Raw genomic sequence first — 21,331 nt, 5'->3', positions numbered from 1 at the left:
TTTAGTTTAATTTTTGTGCAAAAGTAAAAGTATAATTTGGAAGCAATTCTGGATGGAAGATTTTAATAAAATCTTTCAATACTAAATCAGGTCGGCTTGGGGCTAATTCATAATAAATAGTTCCTCCTGTGGCACCTAATTTACTTTCAAAAGTATATACATTTTTAGATTTAGTGGCGTCAAACTGAATGTAATGCGGATTGCTGTTTTGGAATTCAGCAATATTTTTAAATGAGCCTGTTGCAATCCAATATTTTGCTGTTTTTGCTTTTTCTAATATTTTTTCAAAAGGCAAACTTAAACTTCCTGTTCCTTCAATATTGGCCCACAAATAATTGGCTTTGGCATCTTTCATAAACTGCGCTACCCAGCTGCTTCCTCGTGCTACATACCATTGGTCTTGGTACATAGATCCATAAAGTACGGTTGCTGTTGGTTTTTGATTTGCAACTAATTGCATCGCATCATTGTAATTTTTAACGATTCCATCAAAAAGCGTTTTGGCTTCTTTTTCTTTTCCAAATAAAGCGCCATAAAGCTTAATCCATTCTGCTTTGCCAAGTGGAGTTTGTTCCATCCAATCCGCTTGTATGAGTACTTTAAGCCCGCTTTTTTGTAAATTATCAATCATCGGATTGTTGTTGTCAATGCCAAAGGTTACAATTAAGTTGGGATTCAAATCAATGAGTTGCTCGACATTTAATTTTTCATTTTGTCCTATATTTTTTATTGCGCGGGAATCAATTAGTTTTCTGGTTTTTTCAGAAGAAACATAATCAGTATGAGGGAAACCCACTAAAGATTTTTCAACTTCCAGCATTTCTAAAAAAGGGATATTGGTCGTTGAGGTAACTACGATTGATTCTAAAGGAACTGAAATTGTAGTGTACTTTTGTAGACTATCAGGAATGCTACCGGTTTTTTCTTTTAAAATATAAGTATAGTTTTTATTGGCTTTAGGCCAAGGATTTGAAACCGTAACTACTGAATATCCTTTATACTTATTAATAGAAAATCCCGAGGCATATTCTATTGTATTATTTGAATTTGTGCTTTCTTTTATCTTTGAGGTTTCGCTTTTTTTACATCCAACTAAAGTTGAAAAAGAGAAAATAAAAAGGATTAATTTAAAGGAGAATTTCATGATATAATTTTTCGATACCGACAAAGGTATACCAAATTTATAAAATTTCTTGTTTATTTTTAGTAGTAAAAAATTGAACAAATACTATCTTTACGAAATGAATAGCATTAAAGTCAAAAACTGTTCTACTTGCGGAACTCTCTTTAATTGTGGTGACACAGCAGAAGGAGGTAAATGCTGGTGTAGCAATTTTCCACCCATTTTTGCACCAACAGAAGTAGTAGATTGTCTCTGTTTCAATTGCTTTACAACTGCTTGTTCCATTAAAATTGACGAGTATGTAGCGACATTATCCTCTGAAACTGCAACGGATAATAAAGCGAAAGATTTACCTAAAACAACGAATCTCATCGAAGGAATTGACTATTATTTAGAAAATGGCAATTATGTTTTCAAGGCTTGGTTTCATCTCAAAAGAGGGTATTGTTGTGGCAATGGATGTCGACATTGTCCGTATGGATTTAAAAAAATATTAAAATGATATATTTAATAACTGGGGGCGAACGCTCTGGCAAAAGTAGTTATGCCGAAAATTTAGCAAAAAGATTGTCGGATAAACCAATGTATGTGGCTACAGCTCGGAAATGGGATGATGATTTCCAAAAAAGAATCGATCGCCATCAAAAAGACCGTGACGAACGATGGATTAACGTAGAAAAAGAAAAACACTTGAGCGAAATTGATTTTTCTGGAAAAGTCGCTATCGTCGATTGCGTAACGCTTTGGTTAACAAACTTTTTTGTGGATACTAAAAATGATGTTTCCTTATGCTTAGAACAGGCTAAAGCCGAATTTGATGCTATTGCTAATCAAGAAAATGCGACAATTATTATTGTGACAAATGAAATAGGGATGGGGATTCATGCCGAAACTCATATTGGCAGAAAATTCACAGAACTTCAAGGTTGGATGAATCAATATATAGCTGCAACTGCCGATTCTGTGGTGCTTATGGTTTCTGGAATTCCGGTAACGATAAAAGGAACAATATAAAATTGCTATGATTTTACATTATTGGATTCAACGAAAATAGAGCTTCATCGCGCATAACATATTCAAATAAAAATCAATAAATAATTACAGATGAATTTTGTAACTTCTTGGAGTGGTGGAAAGGATAGTTGTTATGCAATGATGCAAGCAATTCAGCAAGGATTTAGTCCAAAAGTGTTACTCAATATGATGAATGAAAACGGCAAAGTATCCCGTTCTCATGGATTGCCATTGTCTATATTGAATCAGCAAGCTCAAAAAATGGGTTTGCCTCTGGAAGGAATTCCAGCAACTTGGGGCGATTATGAAGCCAAATTTATTGCCGTTTTGAAAATGCTAAAAACCAAATATGAGTTAGAGGCAGCAGTTTTTGGAGACATTGATTTGCAACAACATAAAGATTGGGAAGACAAAGTATGTGCCTCAGCTTCGTTAAAAGCAATTCTTCCTTTGTGGCAACAGAATCGAATGGATTTAGTAAATGAAATGCTTGAAAATGGAATTGTAACGATGATAGTTTCTTGCAATTTAATAATGGGAGAACAGTATCTTGGTAAAATTTTGACCAAAAAACTAGCTCAAGAATTATCCGAAAAAGGAATAGACCCTTGTGGTGAAAATGGTGAGTTTCATACCTTGGTAATTAATTGTCCGTTGTTTTCTGGAGCAATTGAATTACCCGAATTTACTAAAATTACCTATGAGAATTATTGTTTCATAGTTTGGGAAGAATAACTTTTCAATAATAAAAAAACAATGGTAATGTCAATGTCAAAAATCAATTTCTAAGCAATTTTTTTGAAATTTATTTTTGAAATTGTCATTGAACTTTTAAATAAAAAACATGACTGACTTAGATGAAATTTTAAAATCCCGTCGCGACACCCGTCATTTTACTAAAGATGAAGTCCCAGATGCTGTTATTGAAAAAGCACTGCAAGCGGGGCATTGGGCGCCTTCTGTGGGATTGACTGATGCTACAAAATACTATCTGATTAAGTCAGCTGAAATAAAGAAAGCCATAAAAGGTTTGTTTTTAGAGTATGATGAAAAAGCAGTTGCGCTAACAGATAGCGAAGAACAAAAAATAGCTTACAAAACCCTAAAATTAGAAGCAATAGAGGAAGCTCCACTGGGATTAGTTATTTGTTACGATCGTTCCGTTCTGAATAATTTCACTATAGGAACCGTGGGGAGTAATGAAGCGATAAAGTTCAGTTCCGTTTGCGCTGCGCAAAACATTTGGTTATCATTAACGGAGCAGGGCTATTCTATGGGTTGGGTTTCTATATTGAATTACTATCAGTTCAAGCAATTATTGGGATTGCCCGAAAACATGGAGCCGTTGGGGTATTTTTGTGTGGGAAAACCAGCTACCAATTATGATAATCAACCCATGTTACAACAACTGAATTGGAAACAAAAGCAAGAGTTTCCATTAGTTGAGCAAATCACTGTTATGCATGAAAGTAAGGCGGAGAAAGTATCTTTTGGAATAAAAGAGGAGTTTGATTCTGCTGTTTTTGCAAATGCCTTACAACATAAAATCGATCAAAAAACGAAACCTACGGGCTCTTTAGGAGTTTTAGAGGTGCTTGCCAAACAAATTGGGATGGTGTTTCAAACTTTAGAACCTAAAATTATAAAACCTAATCTGGTTGTTTTTGCAGCGGATCACGGAATTGCAAATCATGGTGTAAGTGCCTATCCGCAAGATGTTACCAGACAAATGGTGACTAATTTTTTGACAGGTGGAGCAGCAATAAATGTGTTTTGTAAACAAAATAAGATTCAATTAGCAATTGTGGATGCTGGTGTCAATTATGATTTTCCTATGAACACGAATTTGATTTCGGCTAAAATAGGCATGGGAACACATTCTTTTTTACATGGTGCCGCAATGAGTAAAACAGAAGTTGAATTGTGTTTTATGAAAGGAAGTGAAATCGTTGCCTCTATTGCAAAAACGGGTAGTAACTGTATTGGTTTTGGCGAAATGGGTATTGGTAACACGGCTACTGCTTCAGTCTTGATGAGCATTATTTTAGGATTACCAATTGAAGATTGCGTTGGGAAAGGTACTGGTGTAAATGATGAACAGTTGATTCAAAAGATTAGTATTCTTGAAAAATGTATTGCTAATTACTATGGTTCAGATGATATACAAAGTAAGTTAGCTTATTTTGGGGGATTTGAAATCATGCAAATGGTAGGAGGGATGCTTCAGGCAAAACAAGAAAATATGCTGATTCTTGTGGATGGCTTTATTTGTAGTGTTGCTTTTTTAATTGCTTTTAAAAAGAATCCATCCATTATTGAAAATGCTATTTTTTGCCATTCATCTGCGGAACAAGGACATCAAAAAATATTAGATTATCTAGGAGTTCGTTCCCTATTGCAACTAGATTTACGATTGGGTGAAGGCACGGGTTGTGCGATTGCTTTTCCTTTAATTGAGTCGGCTGTAGCATTCTTGAATGATATGGCCAGTTTTAATTCAGCGGGTGTGAGTAGCCGGGAACTTTAAATTTAATGTATTAGTAAAAAGATAAATTGGCTTTAGCCAAAATAAAAGAAATGAAAAAAGAACTACACATATTTTTTACGGCATTAATGTTTTATACCAGGATTCCATGTCCTGCAAACATCAATCATGACCCGGATTATTTAAATAAGGCATCCCGTTATTTTCCATTAATTGGTTGGATTGTGGGTAGTGTGGCTTTTGGAGTATACTTTGTTTTTAATTTTTTAGTTTCACCAGAAATTGCGGTAATCTTCTCTATGATTGCTTCTGTTTTAGTTACCGGAGCTTTTCATGAAGATGGTTTTGCTGATGTTTGCGATGGTTTTGGAGGCGGTTGGACCAAAGAAAAAATACTGATGATCATGAAAGATAGTGCCATTGGTGCGTATGGAGCAATTGGTTTAGTACTGTTGTTAGTGCTTAAATTTAAAGGGTTAACTCAATTAATTGATGTTTCTGATAATCCTAAATTTATAATTTATAGTCCACAATTTATAATCCTGTTGCTTTTTGTTTCCGCGCATTCTATCAGTCGATTGGCGGCAATTTCAATTGTTTTTACCCATGAATATTCTCGTGAGGATGCTACCAGCAAAAGCAAACCTATTGCACAAAATTATTCATGGAAAGAAGTGGTGGGAGCTTTCTTTTTTGGATTTCTTCCATTAGTTATTTTGTCCTATTTTCAGTGGCAAATACTGTTGGTTTTAATCCCTATTTTTCTGACTCGATTCTTTTTAGCACGTTATTTCCAGAAATGGATTGACGGGTATACCGGAGATTGTTTGGGGGCAACCCAGCAGGTTTGCGAAGTGGTTTTTTATATATCAGTTATTGCATTATGGAAGTTTATTTAGTACGTCACACAGAAACGGTTTGCGAAAAAGGAATTTGTTACGGACAATCCGATGTGGAAATCATGGAGCCTTATGGTGCTGTTTTTCAGTCTGTTTTGAGTCTATTGCCTAAGGATGCAATTTTGTATTCCAGTCCTTTACTTCGCTGTGTTCTTTTGGCAAATTACATCAAAGACAATACAGAAATTACGGCTGTAAATGCAGATTCTCGCCTTATGGAAATGAATTTTGGCGATTGGGAAATGAAAAATTGGGATGCAATTCCACCAGATGACTTTACGCCTTGGATGACTGATTTTGTAAATGTTTGCGTGCCCAATGGCGAATCATTTACGGATTTATACAATCGAGTAATTGATTTTATGTACAATGAACTTCAAGTAACCAATTCAAAACCAGTAATTATTGTGGCACATGCAGGAGTTATACGAAGTTTTTTATGTAAAATTTCAAATTTACCTCTAAAAGATGCCTTTCAGAATAAAGTAGATTTTGGAGCAGTAATTAAAATTGAATTATAAAATTTGCAATTATTTAGGTTATTAACTTAATATAATTTTATCTTTGCCGCCGTATTGAGGTTGAGGTTTGTTTATTTTCAAACCCCATTAAAAGGGAATCAGGTGAAAGATTTCGAGTTTTAGATTTTAAATTTCAGGGTTCAAATCCTAAATTACGAATCATAAATCTTAAATCAAAAATCCTGAGCTGTACCCGCAACTGTAAGCTATCAAGCTTGATGTTATCTACAAAACCATTGTTTCGTTCTTAAAGACGAGATGAGAAGGTAAACAACAAGACGCAAGCCAGGAGACCTGCCTAGTACATCGAGTATCAAACTTTCGGGAAAAAAAGTTTGGGTATGGGTCATTCTGTGCTTTTCTCCCAATTTGTTAAATTTTTACATTTTTAAAATGAACAAAAAATTCATTCGCTTTAGTGCGATTGCAATGTTATTTGCAATGAACACTTATGCACAAGAACAAGAACCAAAACAACTTGAAGAGGTTGTTGTATCTGATTCGAAATTTTCTTTGCCAAAAGAAAAATCAGGTAAAGTAATCGTCCAAATTACTGCTGCAGATTTGAAGAAAAAAGCTGGACAGTCAGTAGCTACCATTTTAAGTACGGTTGCTGGAGTTGAAATTAATGGAAATCAGAGTCGTAATGGTAAAGATTTAGGACTTTACATTCGAGGAGGAAGAAATCATCAGGTTTTAATTTTGATTGATGGTGTTCCGGTAACAGATGCTTCTGGAATTAGTTTATCGTATGATTTGAGATTGCTTCCAGTGGAGCAAATTGAAAGTATCGAGATTATGAAAGGTGCTTCCAGTACATTATACGGTTCTGGAGCTGCGACTGGGGTTATTAATATTACACTTAAAAAAGCAGGTAAAAAAGCGATTGCAGGAAATGCATACCTAAATGTGGGAACACAAACGGTTGCTAAATCAGCAAATTATAGTGTGCAGGATTACAATCAGGGATTTGCTGTAAACGGTGGTTTCGAAAAAGTAAATTATTTTGCTTCCTTGAATAGTACTGAAACTACAGGAATTTCTGAAGCAAGACCCTTAAATTCGAATACTCAATTTGAAAACGATGATTTTTCAAGACTAAATTCTGTAGTCAAAATTGGATTTACACCTACTAAAAAATTATCCTTGGATTTCTTTGCTAATTATGACCGAATGAAAAGTGATTTTGATGCAGGTTCATTTTCAGATGACCCAATTAATTTCAGTCTTTCAGAGCAATTTAGAGTTGGTTTTTCTCCAAAATACAAATACAACAAAGGAGAATTTGTAATTAATTCTGGAGCAAATGTAATTAATCGTGATATTTTTAATTTTGGCTCTTTATTTCAGGCAAAGTCTAGAAGTGTTAATGTCGATGCCTTTAATAAATATGAAATTTCATCTCAATTATTTGTAGTTACTGGAGCTCAATTTCAGTTTCACGAAATGTCAAACATGAGCTTGTATGATGCAATTACAACTGATTTGGCAAAATTTAATATGATTGATCCTTATGTAACTGCAGTGTATAATTCAGACTTTGGATTAAACGTAAATGCTGGTGCGCGTTACAATATTCATAGCAAATACGGGAATAATTTAGTGTATAACGTAAATCCTTCGTACAGCTTTTCTGAGTCTTTAAAAGTATTGGCTTCGTATAGCACTGCATTTGTTACACCTAGTTTGTATCAATTGTATTCTCCATATGGCGATTTAGATTTATCTCCGGAGAAAGATGCCACAGCCGAAATAGGTTTTGAAGTAAGTTTAGCAAATAAAAAATTGGTCTTAAATGCAGTTGCTTTTCAAAGAGAAGAGGAAGATGCAATAGGTTTTGATTTAATGACTTACAAATACTTTAATGTTGATGGTAAAAACAAAGCTAAAGGTTTTGAAACAATGGTATCGTACGCTTTTAATGATAAAGTAAAATTTAATGCCAATTATACTTTTACAGAGCTTGAAAGACAATCACGAATTCTAAATCCAAAACATAAAGCTAATGCTACTGTAGATGTACAAGCAACTGCACGTCTTGCCTTTAATTTGGCTTACCAATTTGTGTCTGACAGATATTTAGAATACACAACGTATCCAGCCCCAAATTTTAGTCCTGTTTTAAATTCAGAAATTCTAAAAGACTATCAATTAGTAAATGCTAATGTTCGTTTTGAATTGATCAAAAACAGATTGAATATTTTTAGTGCGGTTGATAATATTTTAGATAAAGACTTTGTCGAAAGTAGAGGTTACAGTACAAGAGGAAGAAATTTTAAATTAGGTTTAAATTTCTTATTCTAAAATTTTAAATAAGTAGGTTAGTTGTAATTGGAAACGAAAAGAGAGACAATCAGCGGTGAAAGTCTCTCTTTTTTATTTACAACAGTTTTTATTTTAATTCTGAAACAAAAGATAGTATCGTAGATGCAATTTTATCTTGTTCTTTTTCATCCGTTAAATAGGCTCTGTCAGTAAGATTGGAAAGGTAGCCTAACTCAACAACAATAGCAGGAACAACTGATTTTTTCAAAATAAAAAATGGAGCTTTTTTTACTTCAGATGATGGTAAGCTGTTGTTCTGCGTAAATTTAGTACGAAGCGCATTAGCAATTTCAGCTGATTTTTCAAATGCCACAGATTCATTGGCAACATAAAACTCCATTCCAGATTTAGCGACATTCGTACTTATGTTAACGTGCAAAGACAAAACTAAGTCCGGTTTGATGGTGTTAATAATAACAGCACGATCGGATAAGGATAGGTTTTTATCTTCATTTCTCGTAAGATGCACTATCACATTTTCATTTTTATTCAAGAATTTTATTTTTTTCGTTATTTGTTCTACGATCAATTTTTCAGTACCAAAACTAGAAGTTGCTCCTAAATCGGATCCACCATGCCCAGCATCGATAACAACATTGATTTGCTTGGTCGTTTTAGTAATTGGTTTTACAAATGAAAAAGAAACTAAAGTAGCACACGCTAAAAATAGGGGAATTGATTTATTCATAAGATAGTTGTTGAATGGTTTATACAATATAAACTTACAAAATAACAATTTATTGCTTGAGTTAATTTTTTTTTTAAACAAGGATTAGAAAACAAATGGTTTAAAAAAGTATTTAGCATTAAAAAAAAATGCCACAAATTCAAAGGTTTTATCTTCTCAATTTGTGGCATAAATTATATTCTTAATTTTTTATTCCAATGCTTTTAGCAAACCTAATGGAGCTTCTTCAAGATACATTTGGTTCAATCCGTTTATGGCTTGTGAACTAGTGAAATTTTCATAATCAGCTCTTTGTTTTTGAGTGCTTACGCGTGCTGTTCCTGTAATTCTTGAAATTGCAGCTTTTAATAATGGTTCATTTTCATCACCTAAAACGCCAAGTGTACTCACAGTTTCTTTTTGCAGAAAATCTGGCTGTAGACCACTTTGGTAATCTCCAAAACCTAGAGAATTAACAATTTTAAGTACAATAGGTTGCATAGCATAACGGTGTTTTGGGTTTCTGTTTTCTTTCCCAAAACCTGGAGAATCGTATAAGGTTACTGAACCTACATTTTTCCCAACGGTAACATCACCTATTTGAATTACGTTGATGTGTGGTTCTAATCCGTTAATTACTAATTCACTAGCAGATGCGGAACTAGCACTAGTTAAAATGTAAACCTTAGTTAAGTTTAAACTATTTATGGGTGTAGTGCCTATTTTATCTGTAAAATTGTTGACAATAGATTCGGGACTTTCTTTTTCAAAGTAATCGTTAATTTCTTTATTCCATTGCTGTTTTGCAAAAACCTTACCTGTAAACTGTCCCGTAATCATACTTGCTAAACGAGTTGCTGTGAGTACAGATCCTCCACCGTTATAACGCAAATCTAACACTAGTTCTGTAACTCCTTGTGCTTTTAACGTGCCAAAAGCTTCATTTAATTGTGCGTCAAAATTTGCTGTAAAAGCATTATACATTAAATAACCTATTTTGTGTGTGCCTGAAGTTATTACTTTGTTTACATGAATAGGATTTTCAGTTAAGACTGTTTTTGTCAGGTCTATGTTTTTGCCATTGGTTACAAATGCACCTCCTACTAAATCAGCCATGTTTAGTGTATATTCATTATTAGACCCAAAAAGTAAGGATTGATAATTACTTACCGTAAGTGGCGTACCATTTACTGCTGTAAAAATATCTCCTCTTTTAATATCTTTGGTTGAGGCATTAGAACCTGGGATAATGTAGCGTACAAAACCAAAAATTTCTGAAGAACCAGTTGATTTTCTGCTTAAACCAAATTCAACGCCATTGTTATTAGTTGTTCCTTGAAGTTGACCTTCAAGTTCTAAATAATCATCTACAATCCAGCTGAATTTATCTTTGCTTGCGTCTACACGTAGTGCTGCAAATAAATTTTCAGGAGTATCAAAAGCTTTCAAGAAGTTGTTAAGACTTGCTTGATCAGCAAATCTATTTTCATCAAGATTAGGAACTTCATCTGTCCACAAGTAGTATTGGTTCATGCCTTTCCAGATAAAATCTTGAATTTCAAGGTTAGCTGGTGGAGCTACATCATCGTTATCTTGACAGCTTTGGAACGTAAATATCGAGATAAATAATAAAAGCGTAATTTTGAAACTTGTTCTCATAAGTAGGTTTTAATATAATTAACGTAAAAATACTAACTTTAGTTTTATTTTATGTTTTTTGTTACAAAAATAAAAATGAGTCGTCTTGATTATATAACCAGTTTAAAAACTTAATTTTTTATGAATCAAAATGAGTTTGTACTTCTCGTCACTCCTTTTAAAGATAAAGTTTTTAGGCTGGCTAAGCGATTGCTTACAAGTACTGAAGAAGCCGAAGATGCTACTCAGGAAATTTTAGTCAAATTATGGAGTAAAAATGGAAATTTATTAGAGTATAGCAGCGTAGAAGCATTTGCAATGACAATGACTAAAAATTATTGTTTGGATCAGCTAAAATCCAAAAGAACAGGGAATCTCAAAATCGTTCATGCAAATTATCTTGACAGAGATTCTGGACTGGAGAAGAAGATGGAAGACTTAGATAGTTTGAACTGGGTGGAGAAAATAATCGATAAGTTACCCGTTCAACAAAAATTAATAATTCAAATGCGTGATTTTGAACAATATGAATTTGAAGAAATCGCAAAAATACTCGACATGAATGAGAGCGCGATTCGGGTGGCGCTTTCAAGAGCAAGAAAAACGATACGGGATTATATGACTGAAAAACACAATTATGGAATTAGCTAAAATAGAAGATTTATTAGAAAAATACTTTCAGGGAGAAACCAGTATTGCAGAAGAAAATGAATTACGTAATTATTTTTCTTCATCGAATGTGGCGCCGCATTTAGAGCAGTACAAACCTATTTTTGAGTGTTTCTCTCTTGCAAAAGGACGTCAGTTTACGCCAGAAATTTCACTACCACCGAGGCCTCGAGATAAAAAACGTACTGTTGCGTGGATATCAATTGCGGCTTCGGTTGTTGTTTTGCTGGGAATAGGAACCTATGTTTATTACAGTACTGATGTTGTAAATAAAAACGAGGATTTAGGAACATATGACGACCCTCAAGAAGCTTTCAGAGCAACACAAAAAGCTTTGTCATTATTATCAAATAATGTAAATGTTGGCATAGAAAGTGTATTGTATATTCAAGAATATCAAACCACAAAGGACAAAATATTTATTAATACAAGTAAACACCCTGGCGGATTATAATTGCCTTGAGTAAACCGAAAAAAAACAATTTTAAACCATAACAATTTAAAAAAAAATGAAAGCAACAATTAATAATAACAAAATGAAAAATAATTTCAATAAGAGTAAAAAGTTGATACTGACATTAGTATTTACATTAGTTTCAAGCACATTTTTTGCACAAGCGATTTTTGATAAATTCGATGGGCAAGAAGGCGTAACATCAATTATTGTCAATAAAAAAATGTTTGATTTGATGAGCAAAGTAAAAATGGATGCTTCGGATAAAGAAACACAACAATACCAGAGCTTGATCAAGAAACTGGATGATTTAAAAGTATTTACTACTAAAAGTGCCAGAATTGAAGGCGAAATGAAAGTTGTAGCTGATAAATATATAAAATCAGCTGGATTAGAAGAACTGATGCGCGTAAACGAGGATGGAAAAAGCATTAAAATTCTTGTAAAATCTGGTGTGAGTGATTCTCAAATAAGAGAGTTGTTTATGTTTATAGAAGGCGCTAAAAATGAAGATACAGTTTTAATGTCTTTAAAAGGTAATTTTGATTTAAATGAAATTTCGGTGCTGACTAATAAGATGAAAATTCCTGGTGGGGAAGATTTGAAGAAAGCAACTAAAGGAAAGAATTAAGATGAAATTAGTTTATGGACTAGCGCTGCTTTTGAGTTTATTTCTCGTGAGCTGTAACTCGGAACCGACTTTACAAAAGTATTTTGTAGAAAATACTGAAAACAAAAATTTCATTGCACTAGATGTGTCACCTAATATTCTGAATGTTGATAAAACAAAATTATCCATTGCACAGAGTGATGCTTTGAAGTCTTTTGAAAAAATGAATGTTTTAGCTTTTAAATTAAATGATAAAAACAAAGCGGAGTTTGAAGCAGAACGTGCTAAAGTTGACTTGATTTTGAAAGATAAAAAATACAAGCAATTGATGAAGTTTGGTTCAGGAAAAGAGGGTGCTTCGGTTAGCTTTGTGGGAACTGATGAGCATATTGAAGAGTTTGTTTTCTTTGCCAATAAAAAAGAAAATGGTTTTGCAGTGGTTCGCATTTTAGGTAAAGATATGAACCCTACCAGTGTGATGAATATGATGAGCGTTTTACAACAATCTAATATTGATTTAGAGCAGTTGAAGCCATTGCAGCAGTTAATGAAGTAAACGTGTTTTTGAATAACAAAAAAGTGTCTTGATAATTATTTCAAGGCGCTTTTGTTATTTTGGTAGTGCGTTGTTTATCTATAGGAAATTTATTTATACTGTATGTTTTAATTGATATCGATTATATTTTAAACTATTGGAACCAAAAAAATACGGAGATTTGAATTTCATAGATATGTTAGCTAAAAGAGTTTTAGTTTAGTAGTGTACTTGAAAAGATAGGATCGATTTCGTTTATTGCAACAAAGCTCTGCTTAGAAAATAAAAATGCTTCAAAATAATTTCAAGTAAACTTGATTATTTTGAAGCATTTTTATTTATTCGTGACCACGGCGGGATTTGAACCCGCACGCCCTTGCGAGCACCAGCCCCTCAAGCTGGCAAGTCTACCGTTTCTCCACGTGGCCTAAAAAGACAAAAGGTCAAGTAATAAATTACTCGACCTTTTTGTGACCCGACTGGGGCTCGAACCCAGGACCCCATCATTAAAAGTGATGTGCTCTACCAACTGAGCTATCGAGTCAATGCTTTCAAGAAAATTATGTGTTGATCACTAAAATTGTGACCCGACTGGGGCTCGAACCCAGGACCCCATCATTAAAAGTGATGTGCTCTACCAACTGAGCTATCGAGTCATATTCTTCCCTTGAATGCGGGTGCAAATATAAGGACTTATTTTGGAGTTTTCCAAGCAATTTTATTATAAATTTGTCTTTTTTTAACAAAATCACTCAACACCTTAATTTGTAAGGTTTTATTCAGATGAAAAAAATTATATTATTAGGATATATGGGTTGTGGTAAGTCCACAATTGCAAATAAGTTGTCAAAAAATATCGAAATTCCTTTTGTGGATTTGGATAAAAAGATTGAAGAGAAAGTAAATTTGTCCATAAATGCTATTTTTGAAAAGTATGGTGAAATTTATTTTAGAAAGCTAGAACACGAAGTTTTTGTCGAATTATTAAATTTACCAGAGCAATTAATAATAGGATTGGGCGGAGGAACGCCATGTTATGCCAATAATCATGAGTTGCTAAAAGGAGATAATGTTGTTTCTATTTATCTTAAAGCATCAATCGAGACTTTGTTTGACAGATTAAGTCATAATAAAAACAAGCGTCCTCTTATTGCAAATAAAAGTGACGCTGAATTGAAAGAATTTATTGCAATGCACCTCTTCGAAAGAAGTTTTTATTACAATCAAGCTCAATACAAAGTAAATGTTGATGATAAGACAATCGACCAAACTGTACTTGATATCGTAGCAATTCTAGCTTAAATAAGCATAATTGTTGTCGTTTTCATCAAAAACGACTTGTACGTGTTCTAATAATGATGTTGAAAGAGATATTCCTTTGAAATCAGCTTTTACGGGGTATTTTTTGTGATTTCGGTCAACCAGCACTGCGGTTTTAAATTTTTTCAAAGGAACGTCAATAAAATGCCTTACTGCGTAAATTAATGTAGTTCCAGAGTTTAACACATCGTCAACCAGAACCAAGCCTTTATTAGCGTATTGTTCTTTTGATAATGAGGTGTGAATTGGTAATTCGGGATTTTGCTTATTTATTTGTACTTCGCAAAGTGAAACTTTAATAGGAGAAATGGTTTCTAAGATTGAAGCTATTTTTGATGCAAATGTAAAACCGTTAGAAGCAATTCCTGCAATTACAATTTCTTCTTCATCTACAAAGGTTTCATAGATTTGGTAAGCAATTCTTTTTATTTTATGCTCGATTTCTTGATTCGTTAAAATGATATTTTTGCTCATTATTTAAAGGTTTTTTCCCCTCCCCAGCCCTCCCCGAAGGGGAGGGAGCCAGGTCTGGGAAAGGTTATTCGATGTTTTACTTAATTTTTATTTGTCAACACTTGTCTTCCCATCATACCTTTTGGGCGGAAACTGGGTTTTGCAAAGGCTATTAGATATTTCACTTAATTTACGAAGGCTCGTCTCCCTCTCCTTCGGAAAGGGTCGGGGAGGGGAGAAATTCGTCAATGTCTCTACGGTCTTTTTTGGTAGGTCTTCCCGTACCATTTTTTCGGTAATGTTCTTTGGATAATTTTAGTAATTCTAGATGTTGATAGGCTTCCGCTGGAGTGTCATTTCGTCTATAAATATCGACTAATTTTGCTCCAACACGGTTTTCAGGTATATCCAGAACGGTTATGATTTGTGTAATTTGGTCTTTCCGGAATGTAATTCTGTCAGTAGGAAAAACCTCTTTTGATGGCTTGGCAACAAGACCATTTACTGTAATATGATTCTTTTTACAGGCTTCGGTAACCATGTTTCGCGTTTTATAATACCGCATGCACCATAAATATTTATCTATTCTCATAAATTTTCTAAAATCGGAGTTAAATAGTTTACAAAAATCAATCAATATTGTATCTTGCGCACTTAAAAATTTAGCTATAATGAACAAATTTAAGTATTATTTTATTCTATTGATTACAACTGCGTCTTTATTTTCATGTTCAAAGGATGAAGCTGCTACTCTTAGCCCACCAAGAGAATACGCCGTTCAGTATGCTACTGATATTGCGGACATTGAAGAATATTTAAAAACCTATTCTATAACTGTTATAAATCATCCTGGTTTTGCTGATGATCAAGATGTTACTTTTACAAAAATTCCAGCAGGCGGTACAGAACCATCAATTTATTCGTATTTGAACAGCGCTACTTTTCCTAAACTTTTGAGTAAAGAGGTTAAACTGCATGACATAACTTATACATTGTATTATTTAGTATTAAGAGAAGGAGTAGGAGAGCGACCTTCAAATGTAGATGGTGTATGGACCTCGTACAATGGGAAATATTTAGATCGTAAAACTGTTTCTGATGTTAAGGTATTGGCTACAACTCAATTTGAGGAAGTTAGAAACCCACAACAATTTTTAAATTTGTTTAATACAATAGCTGGATGGGGAGAATCTTTCCCTGAATTCAAAGCAGGTACATTTACCTCTAAAGCTGATGGTACTGTTTCTTATAATGACTTTGGTGCAGGAATTATGTTTATCCCATCAGGTTTAGGGTATTACAATTCTGGAAGCGCCAGTATTCCGCCTTATGCTCCTTTGATTTTTAACTTCAAGTTATTTGCAGTTAATAGGATTGATTCTGATGGTGATGGAATTCCGAACTTTCAAGAGGATTTAAATGGTGATGGTTATATGCGAATTTTGGCAACAGGTGTTGCAAATCCGGATGATACAGATGGCGATGGAATCCCAAACTTTTTAGATACGGATGATGATGGGGACGGCGTAAGTACAAGAAAAGAAATTACTGATGCAAACGGTAAAATAATTCCATTTGCTGACATACCAAGCTGTGATGGCAATACTACTAATCCAGCGAGAGTGAAAAGACATTTAGTAAAATGTAATTAATACTTACAACTAAAAAAAAATCCAGTTCAATTTAGATTGAACTGGATTTTTTTTGGTTTGAAATGAAAATATTATTTTCTTTTCATTATTCTTTCTACTGCTTCAACAATAGCTTGATTATTCAATTTGTATTTTTCCATTAATTGTTCTGGTGTTCCAGATTCTCCAAAACTGTCATTAACCGCTACGAACTCTTGTGGAGCAGGACTGTTTAATGCTAATACTCTGGAAACGCTTTCGCCAAGACCTCCTAAAATATTATGCTCTTCAGCAGTAACTATACATTTGGTTTTTGCCAATGATTTTAAAATAGCTTCTTCATCCAATGGTTTGATAGTGTGGATATTAATCACTTCAGCAGATATACCTTGTGCTTCTAATGCTTCAGCTGCGATTAAGGCTTCCCAAACTAAATGTCCGGTAGCTACAATAGTTACATCTGAACCTTCAGTTAAAACAATAGCTTTTCCTATTTCGAAAGGTTCGTCAGCTGGCATAAAGTTTGGCACTACTGGACGTCCAAAACGCAAATAAACAGGACCATGGTGATCTGCAATTGCTAATGTAGCTGCTTTAGTCTGGTTGTAATCACAGGTATTGATTACGGTCATTCCCGGTAACATTTTCATTAAACCGATATCTTCTAGGATTTGGTGAGTCGCACCGTCTTCTCCTAAAGTTAATCCAGCGTGTGAAGCACAAATTTTCACATTTTTCTCCGAGTAAGCAACAGATTGACGAATTTGATCGTACACTCTTCCCGTAGAAAAATTAGCAAAAGTTCCGGTAAAAGGAATTTTCCCTCCTACGGTTAAACCTGCTGCAATTCCAATCATGTTGGCTTCTGCAATTCCAATTTGGAAAAAACGCTCTGGATGATTTTTCTTGAAATCATCGAATTTTAAGGACCCAATTAAATCCGCACAAAGTGCCACAACATTTTCGTTTTTTTGACCTAATTCAGTCATTCCCGCTCCAAAACCCGAACGAGTATCTTTACTTCCTGTATTTGTATATTTTTTCATTTTCCTCCCCCAGCCCCTCCAAAGGAGGGGAGCTCCTATTGGGGTAAATAGGGTTTTAAATTTTTATTTAATGATTCTGTAGCTGTTACTCCCCTTGGGGGAGGCTAGGTGGGGATTAATAGTCGCTTTCTGCTTCAGTATAATTTTGACCTAAAGCAATTTCAAGTTGCGTATCATTTGGTGCTTTACCATGCCATGCATGACTGTACATCATATAATCTACACCATTACCCATTTCAGTATGCAACAATACACAAACTGGTTTTCCTTTTCCAGTTCTTGATTTAGCATCATTCATACCAGCAATAATAGCTTCGATGTCATTCCCTTTTTCTATTTTTAGAACATCCCAATCAAAAGCTTCAAATTTAGCACGAATACTTCCCATAGCTAGTACTTCGTCAGTAGAGCCATCAATTTGTTTTCCGTTTAAATCGATTGTAGCGATAAGATTGTCTACTTTTTTTGCAGAAGCATACATAATGGCTTCCCAGTTTTGACCTTCTTGCAATTCACCATCACCGTGAAGCGTATAAATAATATGGTTGTCACCATTTAATTTTTTAGCTTGAGCAGCTCCAATCCCTACAGATAATCCTTGTCCAAGAGAACCAGACGCAATGCGAACTCCCGGTAAACCGTCATGCGTAGTTGGATGTCCTTGTAGTCTTGAATTGATCAAACGGAAAGTAGCTAATTCAGCAACCGGAAAATAACCGCTTCTCGCTAAAACGCTATAGAAAACTGGAGAAATATGCCCGTTTGAAAGGAAGAAAAGATCTTCTCCAATTCCGTCCATATCAAAACCTTCTTTGCGTTCCATGATATTTTGGTATAAAACTACAAGAAATTCAGCACAACCTAAAGAACCACCTGGGTGACCTGAGTTGACTGCGTGTACCATTCGAAGAATATCTCTTCTGACTTGGATTGTTAAATCGTTTAATTGTTGTGTGTTCGGTTTCATTTGTGTGTTAAAATTAGACTGCGCAAATATAATCAGATAATTTGATTATTGTAAGGTTCCATTTTTAGAATTATCAATAGTTATCAAGGATTTTAGTTTTTTAGTTGCCACAATATTTTTATGAATTTTTGAGTATTTAGTGTCTTTCTGCCAAGTCCGAATATTTTTTTAGTATTTCAATCATTTTATATTGATTGAGATTGCAAGTAATTCACATCCAGCCATGAGCCGCCGTTATAACATTCTACACCATGTGCGGTTAGAAAAACTTGTGCCTGACCACTTCTATTTCCTGATGCACAACACAAAACTAATGGAGCCATAAGTTCTTGTATTTCCTGCATTCTATGCGGAATTTCATTCAACGGAATATTGATTGAACCTGCTACATGACCACCCATAAATTCATCATAGGAACGCACATCGACAATAGTTCCCAGTTTTTCTTTAATTATTTGAGCTACTTCCATAGTTTTATTTTTAGAATTAGTATTTTTTATTGGTTTGACAAAGGTACAATTACACAGCTGGTTTTTGGTATCATTTGTTACGCTACAAAAAAAATTTTGAGTTTGTATTATTTAAAAGCAGCTGATACATAAAGAAATTATCACATAATAATCAGACTGCTTTGAAAATACTTCGTGTAGTAATTTATTTTAAAATTCTATTTAACATTTTATCAAAAGCAGCTGTATTTTTTTTAATTTTCTTTAAAAATTAAATTAGGGAAAAATGTTTTGTCCCAAGAAGATAATTTTGGTTTAGCATATACATTCATTTATAAACTTTTGTTCTATTTTTATAGAATAAGCGATGTCAAGACTATTTTTTTAATCTTATATTCGTAAAAAAATGAATATGCGTTTCTCCTTCTTTATCATCGTCTTATTGAATGCTTTTCTTTTGGTCAACTGCGGTTCTAAAAAAAACACTGACATTTCGTACCTCAATTCTACCGAAAAGAATACTTCAAAACTACCACAACTGAATGTTTTTGTTCCCCGAAAATCAAGTGCGACTGAGGTTCCCGTTATTATTTTTGTACACGGAGGCAATTGGAACAGCGGTAAGAAAGGTACCTACGATTTACTTGGTAGAAATTTTGCCAGCAAAGGCGTGATTACAGTTATTCCAGACTACACGTTAAGTCCTGAGGCTTCTTATGATGATATGGCACAGCAAATCGCGTCTGTAATCCAATGGACAAAAAAGAACATAAGCCAGTATAATGGTAATCCCAGTTCGATTTATATCACGGGTCATTCAGCAGGCGGGCATCTAGGTGCTCTGGCAGTTATGAATCCAAAATATGGAATTGATGCTGGAACTATTGCTGGAATTATCCTGAATGATGCTGCAGGATTAGATATGAAAAATTATTTAGATGGAAATCCACCTACTTTAGAAGATGATTATATCACAACATGGACCTCAAATCCAGAGCAATGGAAAGATGCTTCGCCTATTTATTTCCTAAATAAAAACACGCCACCTTTTTTAATTTATGTTGGAGACAAAACCTATAATTCCATAAAAATTGCCAACAGCCGTTTTGTAACTGCTTTGCAACCTTATCAACCCAATGTAAAGCCAATTCGGTTGAATAAAAAACATGTCCCAATGGTGCTTCAGTATTTCTCGCCTTGGAGCAATCGATTTGACGAAATTATTGCTTTTATGGAAATGAACAATAAGAAAAAACCCTAAGCATATTGATAGGAGCAGCATAATTAAGGTTTTGATATTTAAATCCTAAGAATAAGAAGAATTTAAGTAGGCTTATTTTTTCAAAACAGCATCAATAGAATATTTACCACTTCCTAATAAAAATAGCGCGCAATAGGATAGTAAATACAGTAATGCAGGCTCCATCGATCCTAAATCATCAGCGATGTGAACAATAAATGCGGCAACCGCCATAGTTATAATAAGCGGAATCAAAGCCAGTCTGGTCCATAATCCAATTACTAGTAATGCGGAGCATAAAACTTCGGCAAAAACCGTCAAAGCTAATGATGCCGGAACGCCAATGCCTATTGGATCGCCAAATTCCATGTTGCCATCCATTAACTTCATTAGTTTTGGAATACCATGACTCAACATCAATAAACCAAATGTTAGACGTAAAATAAGCGAAGCCCAATCCGTTGCTTTAGCGGACCATGTACTTGAAGAAATTAATTTTTGAATCATATTTTTAAAGTTTTTAGAATCTTGTTCAGACAAACATAAGATTTTTTCTCAAGATTTTGAAGTACGAAATAATGTATTGTTTCTAAAGTTACAACAACTTATGGATTTTATTATTCCGTTTTAAACGGAATATTTCGATACCAATTACGGTTAGAATTCCTAGAACGTAGGCAAGTAAATCCATCCAAGCAAATGAATTCCCGAGCACAACTCTTGCAATCTTAGAATGTTGCAATCCCAGTTTTTCCACCATATTGAAATACTGAGCGATTTCGATACCAAATGAAAAAACCAAAACAACACTTGCTGCTACCAAAACCGAAACTTTTACAAAGGATTTCAGAAAACAATACAGTAAAATAACCACTAGAAAATCTCCGAAATAAGGTCTTATAAAGTCATCATGAACATACATAGCTATGGCGATTTCTGTCAGGAAAAGTAAAATTGTTAGTATAAAATAGTTGCGGTTATATTGAAACATCTTGGTGGTTAAATTATTTAGGATTTTATTTTTTAGAGCATTCATTTTTTGTTACTCACTTATTTGTATCGTTTTTTCAACCCGTGACAGTATATTATTTTTATGTGTTTCTTAACTATCTTATGGGTTCATAGCACGTAATCTAATGATTATTAGTGGTTCATAGATAATTTATCGCTACTCACTTTGTAGAAACCTAAGAGTAGTTCGGTTTTTTTTATATTGATTTTTACCATCCTCTAAATTGGGCTTGTGTTAAAAAAAGGATAACTTTATTATTATTTGTCTGTTGAT

At 34.0% G+C, this 21,331-nt stretch carries 25 protein-coding genes, 3 tRNA genes and 1 riboswitch; of the genes, 14 read left to right on the top strand and 14 right to left on the bottom strand.

Annotation, left to right across the window (positions count from 1 at the left end; all coding sequences use genetic code 11):
- Window position 1: 1 nt before the first annotated feature.
- On the bottom strand, window positions 2-1,144 hold the full coding sequence (locus DFR66_RS00250) for an ABC transporter substrate-binding protein (RefSeq protein ID WP_114752874.1): 1,143 nt from the start codon (window positions 1,142-1,144) through the stop codon (window positions 2-4).
- Between the two features lie 90 nt (window positions 1,145-1,234).
- Entirely contained in the window at window positions 1,235-1,495 is a 261-nt protein-coding gene (locus tag DFR66_RS13980) for a hypothetical protein (protein WP_242008617.1), read from the bottom strand.
- Between DFR66_RS13980 and DFR66_RS13975 the strand changes: the two genes are divergently transcribed.
- The 7 genes from DFR66_RS13975 to DFR66_RS00215 all read left to right on the top strand — a co-directional run bounded on the left by DFR66_RS13975 (window position 1,407) and on the right by DFR66_RS00215 (window position 8,346).
- A complete protein-coding gene (locus tag DFR66_RS13975) occupies window positions 1,407-1,625 on the top strand; it encodes a DUF5522 domain-containing protein (RefSeq protein WP_242008615.1) in 219 nt (72 codons plus the stop codon). The two genes, DFR66_RS13980 and DFR66_RS13975, sit on opposite strands and share 89 nt — an antisense overlap.
- Window positions 1,622-2,137, top strand: coding sequence for a bifunctional adenosylcobinamide kinase/adenosylcobinamide-phosphate guanylyltransferase (gene cobU, locus DFR66_RS00240; RefSeq protein WP_114752872.1), 516 nt, complete (start codon window positions 1,622-1,624; stop codon window positions 2,135-2,137). Before DFR66_RS13975 ends, cobU begins: the two co-directional genes overlap by 4 nt.
- Before the next feature lie 90 nt (window positions 2,138-2,227).
- Entirely contained in the window at window positions 2,228-2,872 is a 645-nt protein-coding gene (locus DFR66_RS00235; RefSeq protein WP_114752871.1) for a Dph6-related ATP pyrophosphatase, read from the top strand.
- 109 nt (window positions 2,873-2,981) lie between these two features.
- Window positions 2,982-4,664, top strand: a complete 1,683-nt coding sequence (gene cobT / locus DFR66_RS00230) for a nicotinate-nucleotide--dimethylbenzimidazole phosphoribosyltransferase (protein WP_114752870.1) — start codon at window positions 2,982-2,984, stop codon at window positions 4,662-4,664.
- Window positions 4,665-4,714: 50 nt separating this feature from the next.
- On the top strand, window positions 4,715-5,521 hold the full coding sequence (locus DFR66_RS00225) for an adenosylcobinamide-GDP ribazoletransferase (protein ID WP_114753162.1): 807 nt from the start codon (window positions 4,715-4,717) through the stop codon (window positions 5,519-5,521).
- A complete protein-coding gene (gene cobC, locus DFR66_RS00220; RefSeq protein WP_114752869.1) occupies window positions 5,506-6,042 on the top strand; it encodes an alpha-ribazole phosphatase in 537 nt (178 codons plus the stop codon). Before DFR66_RS00225 ends, cobC begins: the two co-directional genes overlap by 16 nt.
- 39 nt (window positions 6,043-6,081) lie before the next feature.
- A riboswitch (cobalamin riboswitch) is annotated at window positions 6,082-6,358 on the top strand.
- Window positions 6,359-6,435: 77 nt separating this feature from the next.
- Window positions 6,436-8,346, top strand: coding sequence for a TonB-dependent receptor plug domain-containing protein (locus DFR66_RS00215; RefSeq protein WP_114752868.1), 1,911 nt, complete (start codon window positions 6,436-6,438; stop codon window positions 8,344-8,346).
- A gap of 88 nt (window positions 8,347-8,434) precedes the next feature.
- Here the strand turns inward: DFR66_RS00215 and DFR66_RS00210 are convergent, their stop codons facing one another.
- Together DFR66_RS00210 and DFR66_RS00205 are read right to left on the bottom strand one after the other, a co-directional pair.
- Complete coding sequence (locus DFR66_RS00210; RefSeq protein ID WP_114752867.1) at window positions 8,435-9,055, bottom strand: N-acetylmuramoyl-L-alanine amidase family protein; 621 nt, start codon at window positions 9,053-9,055, stop codon at window positions 8,435-8,437.
- Window positions 9,056-9,244: 189 nt separating this feature from the next.
- A complete protein-coding gene (locus tag DFR66_RS00205; protein WP_114752866.1) occupies window positions 9,245-10,693 on the bottom strand; it encodes a S41 family peptidase in 1,449 nt (482 codons plus the stop codon).
- Window positions 10,694-10,813: 120 nt separating this feature from the next.
- Between DFR66_RS00205 and DFR66_RS00200 the strand changes: the two genes are divergently transcribed.
- Genes DFR66_RS00200 through DFR66_RS00185 form a run of 4 tightly spaced genes read left to right on the top strand, consistent with a single transcriptional unit; the run spans window position 10,814 to window position 12,961 of the window.
- Window positions 10,814-11,323 (top strand): RNA polymerase sigma factor, encoded by a 510-nt coding sequence (locus DFR66_RS00200; RefSeq protein WP_114752865.1) that lies wholly within the window; start codon window positions 10,814-10,816, stop codon window positions 11,321-11,323.
- Complete coding sequence (locus DFR66_RS00195; protein WP_114752864.1) at window positions 11,310-11,795, top strand: hypothetical protein; 486 nt, start codon at window positions 11,310-11,312, stop codon at window positions 11,793-11,795. The genes DFR66_RS00200 and DFR66_RS00195 overlap by 14 nt, the downstream gene beginning before the upstream one ends.
- Before the next feature lie 55 nt (window positions 11,796-11,850).
- Complete coding sequence (locus tag DFR66_RS00190; protein WP_242008604.1) at window positions 11,851-12,426, top strand: DUF4252 domain-containing protein; 576 nt, start codon at window positions 11,851-11,853, stop codon at window positions 12,424-12,426.
- Window position 12,427: 1 nt separating this feature from the next.
- On the top strand, window positions 12,428-12,961 hold the full coding sequence (locus DFR66_RS00185) for a DUF4252 domain-containing protein (protein WP_114752863.1): 534 nt from the start codon (window positions 12,428-12,430) through the stop codon (window positions 12,959-12,961).
- Window positions 12,962-13,285: 324 nt separating this feature from the next.
- On the opposite strand, the gene DFR66_RS00180 is transcribed toward DFR66_RS00185, so the two are convergent.
- From DFR66_RS00180 to DFR66_RS00170, 3 genes are all read right to left on the bottom strand, one after another.
- A tRNA-Leu gene (locus DFR66_RS00180) sits at window positions 13,286-13,368 on the bottom strand.
- 43 nt (window positions 13,369-13,411) lie between these two features.
- Window positions 13,412-13,484: transfer RNA gene (locus DFR66_RS00175), tRNA-Lys, on the bottom strand.
- A 39-nt stretch (window positions 13,485-13,523) separates the two neighbouring features.
- Window positions 13,524-13,596: transfer RNA gene (locus DFR66_RS00170), tRNA-Lys, on the bottom strand.
- A gap of 127 nt (window positions 13,597-13,723) precedes the next feature.
- Between DFR66_RS00170 and DFR66_RS00165 the strand changes: the two genes are divergently transcribed.
- Window positions 13,724-14,242, top strand: a complete 519-nt coding sequence (locus DFR66_RS00165; protein ID WP_114752862.1) for a shikimate kinase — start codon at window positions 13,724-13,726, stop codon at window positions 14,240-14,242.
- Here DFR66_RS00165 and DFR66_RS00160 read toward each other — a convergent pair.
- A complete protein-coding gene (locus tag DFR66_RS00160) occupies window positions 14,234-14,734 on the bottom strand; it encodes a phosphoribosyltransferase family protein (RefSeq protein ID WP_114752861.1) in 501 nt (166 codons plus the stop codon). The two genes, DFR66_RS00165 and DFR66_RS00160, sit on opposite strands and share 9 nt — an antisense overlap.
- 169 nt (window positions 14,735-14,903) lie before the next feature.
- Window positions 14,904-15,305 carry an RNA-binding S4 domain-containing protein gene (locus tag DFR66_RS00155; RefSeq protein WP_114752860.1) on the bottom strand — a complete coding sequence of 134 codons (402 nt, stop codon included), beginning with the start codon at window positions 15,303-15,305 and terminating at the stop codon, window positions 14,904-14,906.
- 79 nt (window positions 15,306-15,384) lie between these two features.
- Here DFR66_RS00155 and DFR66_RS00150 point away from each other — a divergent pair, with 79 nt between their 5' ends.
- The gene (locus DFR66_RS00150; RefSeq protein ID WP_114753160.1) at window positions 15,385-16,365 is read left to right on the top strand and encodes an FKBP-type peptidyl-prolyl cis-trans isomerase; all 981 of its coding nucleotides are present in this window, start codon (window positions 15,385-15,387) and stop codon (window positions 16,363-16,365) included.
- Window positions 16,366-16,436: 71 nt separating this feature from the next.
- On the opposite strand, the gene DFR66_RS00145 is transcribed toward DFR66_RS00150, so the two are convergent.
- The 3 genes from DFR66_RS00145 to DFR66_RS00135 form a co-directional block, all read right to left on the bottom strand.
- A complete protein-coding gene (locus tag DFR66_RS00145) occupies window positions 16,437-17,390 on the bottom strand; it encodes a transketolase family protein (RefSeq protein WP_114752859.1) in 954 nt (317 codons plus the stop codon).
- Window positions 17,391-17,505: 115 nt separating this feature from the next.
- On the bottom strand, window positions 17,506-18,357 hold the full coding sequence (locus DFR66_RS00140) for a transketolase (protein WP_114752858.1): 852 nt from the start codon (window positions 18,355-18,357) through the stop codon (window positions 17,506-17,508).
- A 185-nt stretch (window positions 18,358-18,542) separates the two neighbouring features.
- Window positions 18,543-18,827, bottom strand: coding sequence for a rhodanese-like domain-containing protein (locus tag DFR66_RS00135; RefSeq protein WP_114752857.1), 285 nt, complete (start codon window positions 18,825-18,827; stop codon window positions 18,543-18,545).
- A gap of 391 nt (window positions 18,828-19,218) precedes the next feature.
- On the opposite strand from DFR66_RS00135, the gene DFR66_RS00130 reads away from it, so the two are divergent.
- Entirely contained in the window at window positions 19,219-20,067 is an 849-nt protein-coding gene (locus tag DFR66_RS00130; protein WP_114753159.1) for an alpha/beta hydrolase, read from the top strand.
- A 72-nt stretch (window positions 20,068-20,139) separates the two neighbouring features.
- Here the strand turns inward: DFR66_RS00130 and DFR66_RS00125 are convergent, their stop codons facing one another.
- A complete protein-coding gene (locus tag DFR66_RS00125) occupies window positions 20,140-20,553 on the bottom strand; it encodes a DoxX family protein (RefSeq protein WP_114753158.1) in 414 nt (137 codons plus the stop codon).
- 88 nt (window positions 20,554-20,641) lie between these two features.
- Window positions 20,642-21,082, bottom strand: coding sequence for a ribosomal maturation YjgA family protein (locus DFR66_RS00120; RefSeq protein WP_242008603.1), 441 nt, complete (start codon window positions 21,080-21,082; stop codon window positions 20,642-20,644).
- Window positions 21,083-21,331 lie beyond the last annotated feature (249 nt).

This window comes from Flavobacterium glaciei (genome assembly GCF_003350545.1).
GTDB lineage: Bacteria > Bacteroidota > Bacteroidia > Flavobacteriales > Flavobacteriaceae > Flavobacterium > Flavobacterium glaciei.
The sequence above is the reverse complement of the archived record's forward strand: the minus strand, read 5'-3'. Positions and strand labels throughout refer to the sequence as shown.

Bases quoted from the DNA above. Each gene is read 5' to 3' on its own strand.
- DFR66_RS00250 (WP_114752874.1), bottom strand. From the start codon at position 1,144: ATGAAATTCTCCTTTAAATTAATCCTTTTTATTTTCTCTTTTTCAACT.
- DFR66_RS13980 (WP_242008617.1), bottom strand. From the start codon at position 1,495: ATGAGATTCGTTGTTTTAGGTAAATCTTTCGCTTTATTATCCGTTGCA.
- cobU (WP_114752872.1), top strand. From the start codon at position 1,622: ATGATATATTTAATAACTGGGGGCGAACGCTCTGGCAAAAGTAGTTAT.
- DFR66_RS00235 (WP_114752871.1), top strand. From the start codon at position 2,228: ATGAATTTTGTAACTTCTTGGAGTGGTGGAAAGGATAGTTGTTATGCA.
- cobT (WP_114752870.1), top strand. From the start codon at position 2,982: ATGACTGACTTAGATGAAATTTTAAAATCCCGTCGCGACACCCGTCAT.
- DFR66_RS00225 (WP_114753162.1), top strand. From the start codon at position 4,715: ATGAAAAAAGAACTACACATATTTTTTACGGCATTAATGTTTTATACC.
- cobC (WP_114752869.1), top strand. From the start codon at position 5,506: ATGGAAGTTTATTTAGTACGTCACACAGAAACGGTTTGCGAAAAAGGA.
- DFR66_RS00215 (WP_114752868.1), top strand. From the start codon at position 6,436: ATGAACAAAAAATTCATTCGCTTTAGTGCGATTGCAATGTTATTTGCA.
- DFR66_RS00210 (WP_114752867.1), bottom strand. From the start codon at position 9,055: ATGAATAAATCAATTCCCCTATTTTTAGCGTGTGCTACTTTAGTTTCT.
- DFR66_RS00205 (WP_114752866.1), bottom strand. From the start codon at position 10,693: ATGAGAACAAGTTTCAAAATTACGCTTTTATTATTTATCTCGATATTT.
- DFR66_RS00200 (WP_114752865.1), top strand. From the start codon at position 10,814: ATGAATCAAAATGAGTTTGTACTTCTCGTCACTCCTTTTAAAGATAAA.
- DFR66_RS00195 (WP_114752864.1), top strand. From the start codon at position 11,310: ATGGAATTAGCTAAAATAGAAGATTTATTAGAAAAATACTTTCAGGGA.
- DFR66_RS00190 (WP_242008604.1), top strand. From the start codon at position 11,851: ATGAAAGCAACAATTAATAATAACAAAATGAAAAATAATTTCAATAAG.
- DFR66_RS00185 (WP_114752863.1), top strand. From the start codon at position 12,428: ATGAAATTAGTTTATGGACTAGCGCTGCTTTTGAGTTTATTTCTCGTG.
- DFR66_RS00165 (WP_114752862.1), top strand. From the start codon at position 13,724: ATGAAAAAAATTATATTATTAGGATATATGGGTTGTGGTAAGTCCACA.
- DFR66_RS00160 (WP_114752861.1), bottom strand. From the start codon at position 14,734: ATGAGCAAAAATATCATTTTAACGAATCAAGAAATCGAGCATAAAATA.
- DFR66_RS00155 (WP_114752860.1), bottom strand. From the start codon at position 15,305: ATGAGAATAGATAAATATTTATGGTGCATGCGGTATTATAAAACGCGA.
- DFR66_RS00150 (WP_114753160.1), top strand. From the start codon at position 15,385: ATGAACAAATTTAAGTATTATTTTATTCTATTGATTACAACTGCGTCT.
- DFR66_RS00145 (WP_114752859.1), bottom strand. From the start codon at position 17,390: ATGAAAAAATATACAAATACAGGAAGTAAAGATACTCGTTCGGGTTTT.
- DFR66_RS00140 (WP_114752858.1), bottom strand. From the start codon at position 18,357: ATGAAACCGAACACACAACAATTAAACGATTTAACAATCCAAGTCAGA.
- DFR66_RS00135 (WP_114752857.1), bottom strand. From the start codon at position 18,827: ATGGAAGTAGCTCAAATAATTAAAGAAAAACTGGGAACTATTGTCGAT.
- DFR66_RS00130 (WP_114753159.1), top strand. From the start codon at position 19,219: ATGCGTTTCTCCTTCTTTATCATCGTCTTATTGAATGCTTTTCTTTTG.
- DFR66_RS00125 (WP_114753158.1), bottom strand. From the start codon at position 20,553: ATGATTCAAAAATTAATTTCTTCAAGTACATGGTCCGCTAAAGCAACG.
- DFR66_RS00120 (WP_242008603.1), bottom strand. From the start codon at position 21,082: ATGAATGCTCTAAAAAATAAAATCCTAAATAATTTAACCACCAAGATG.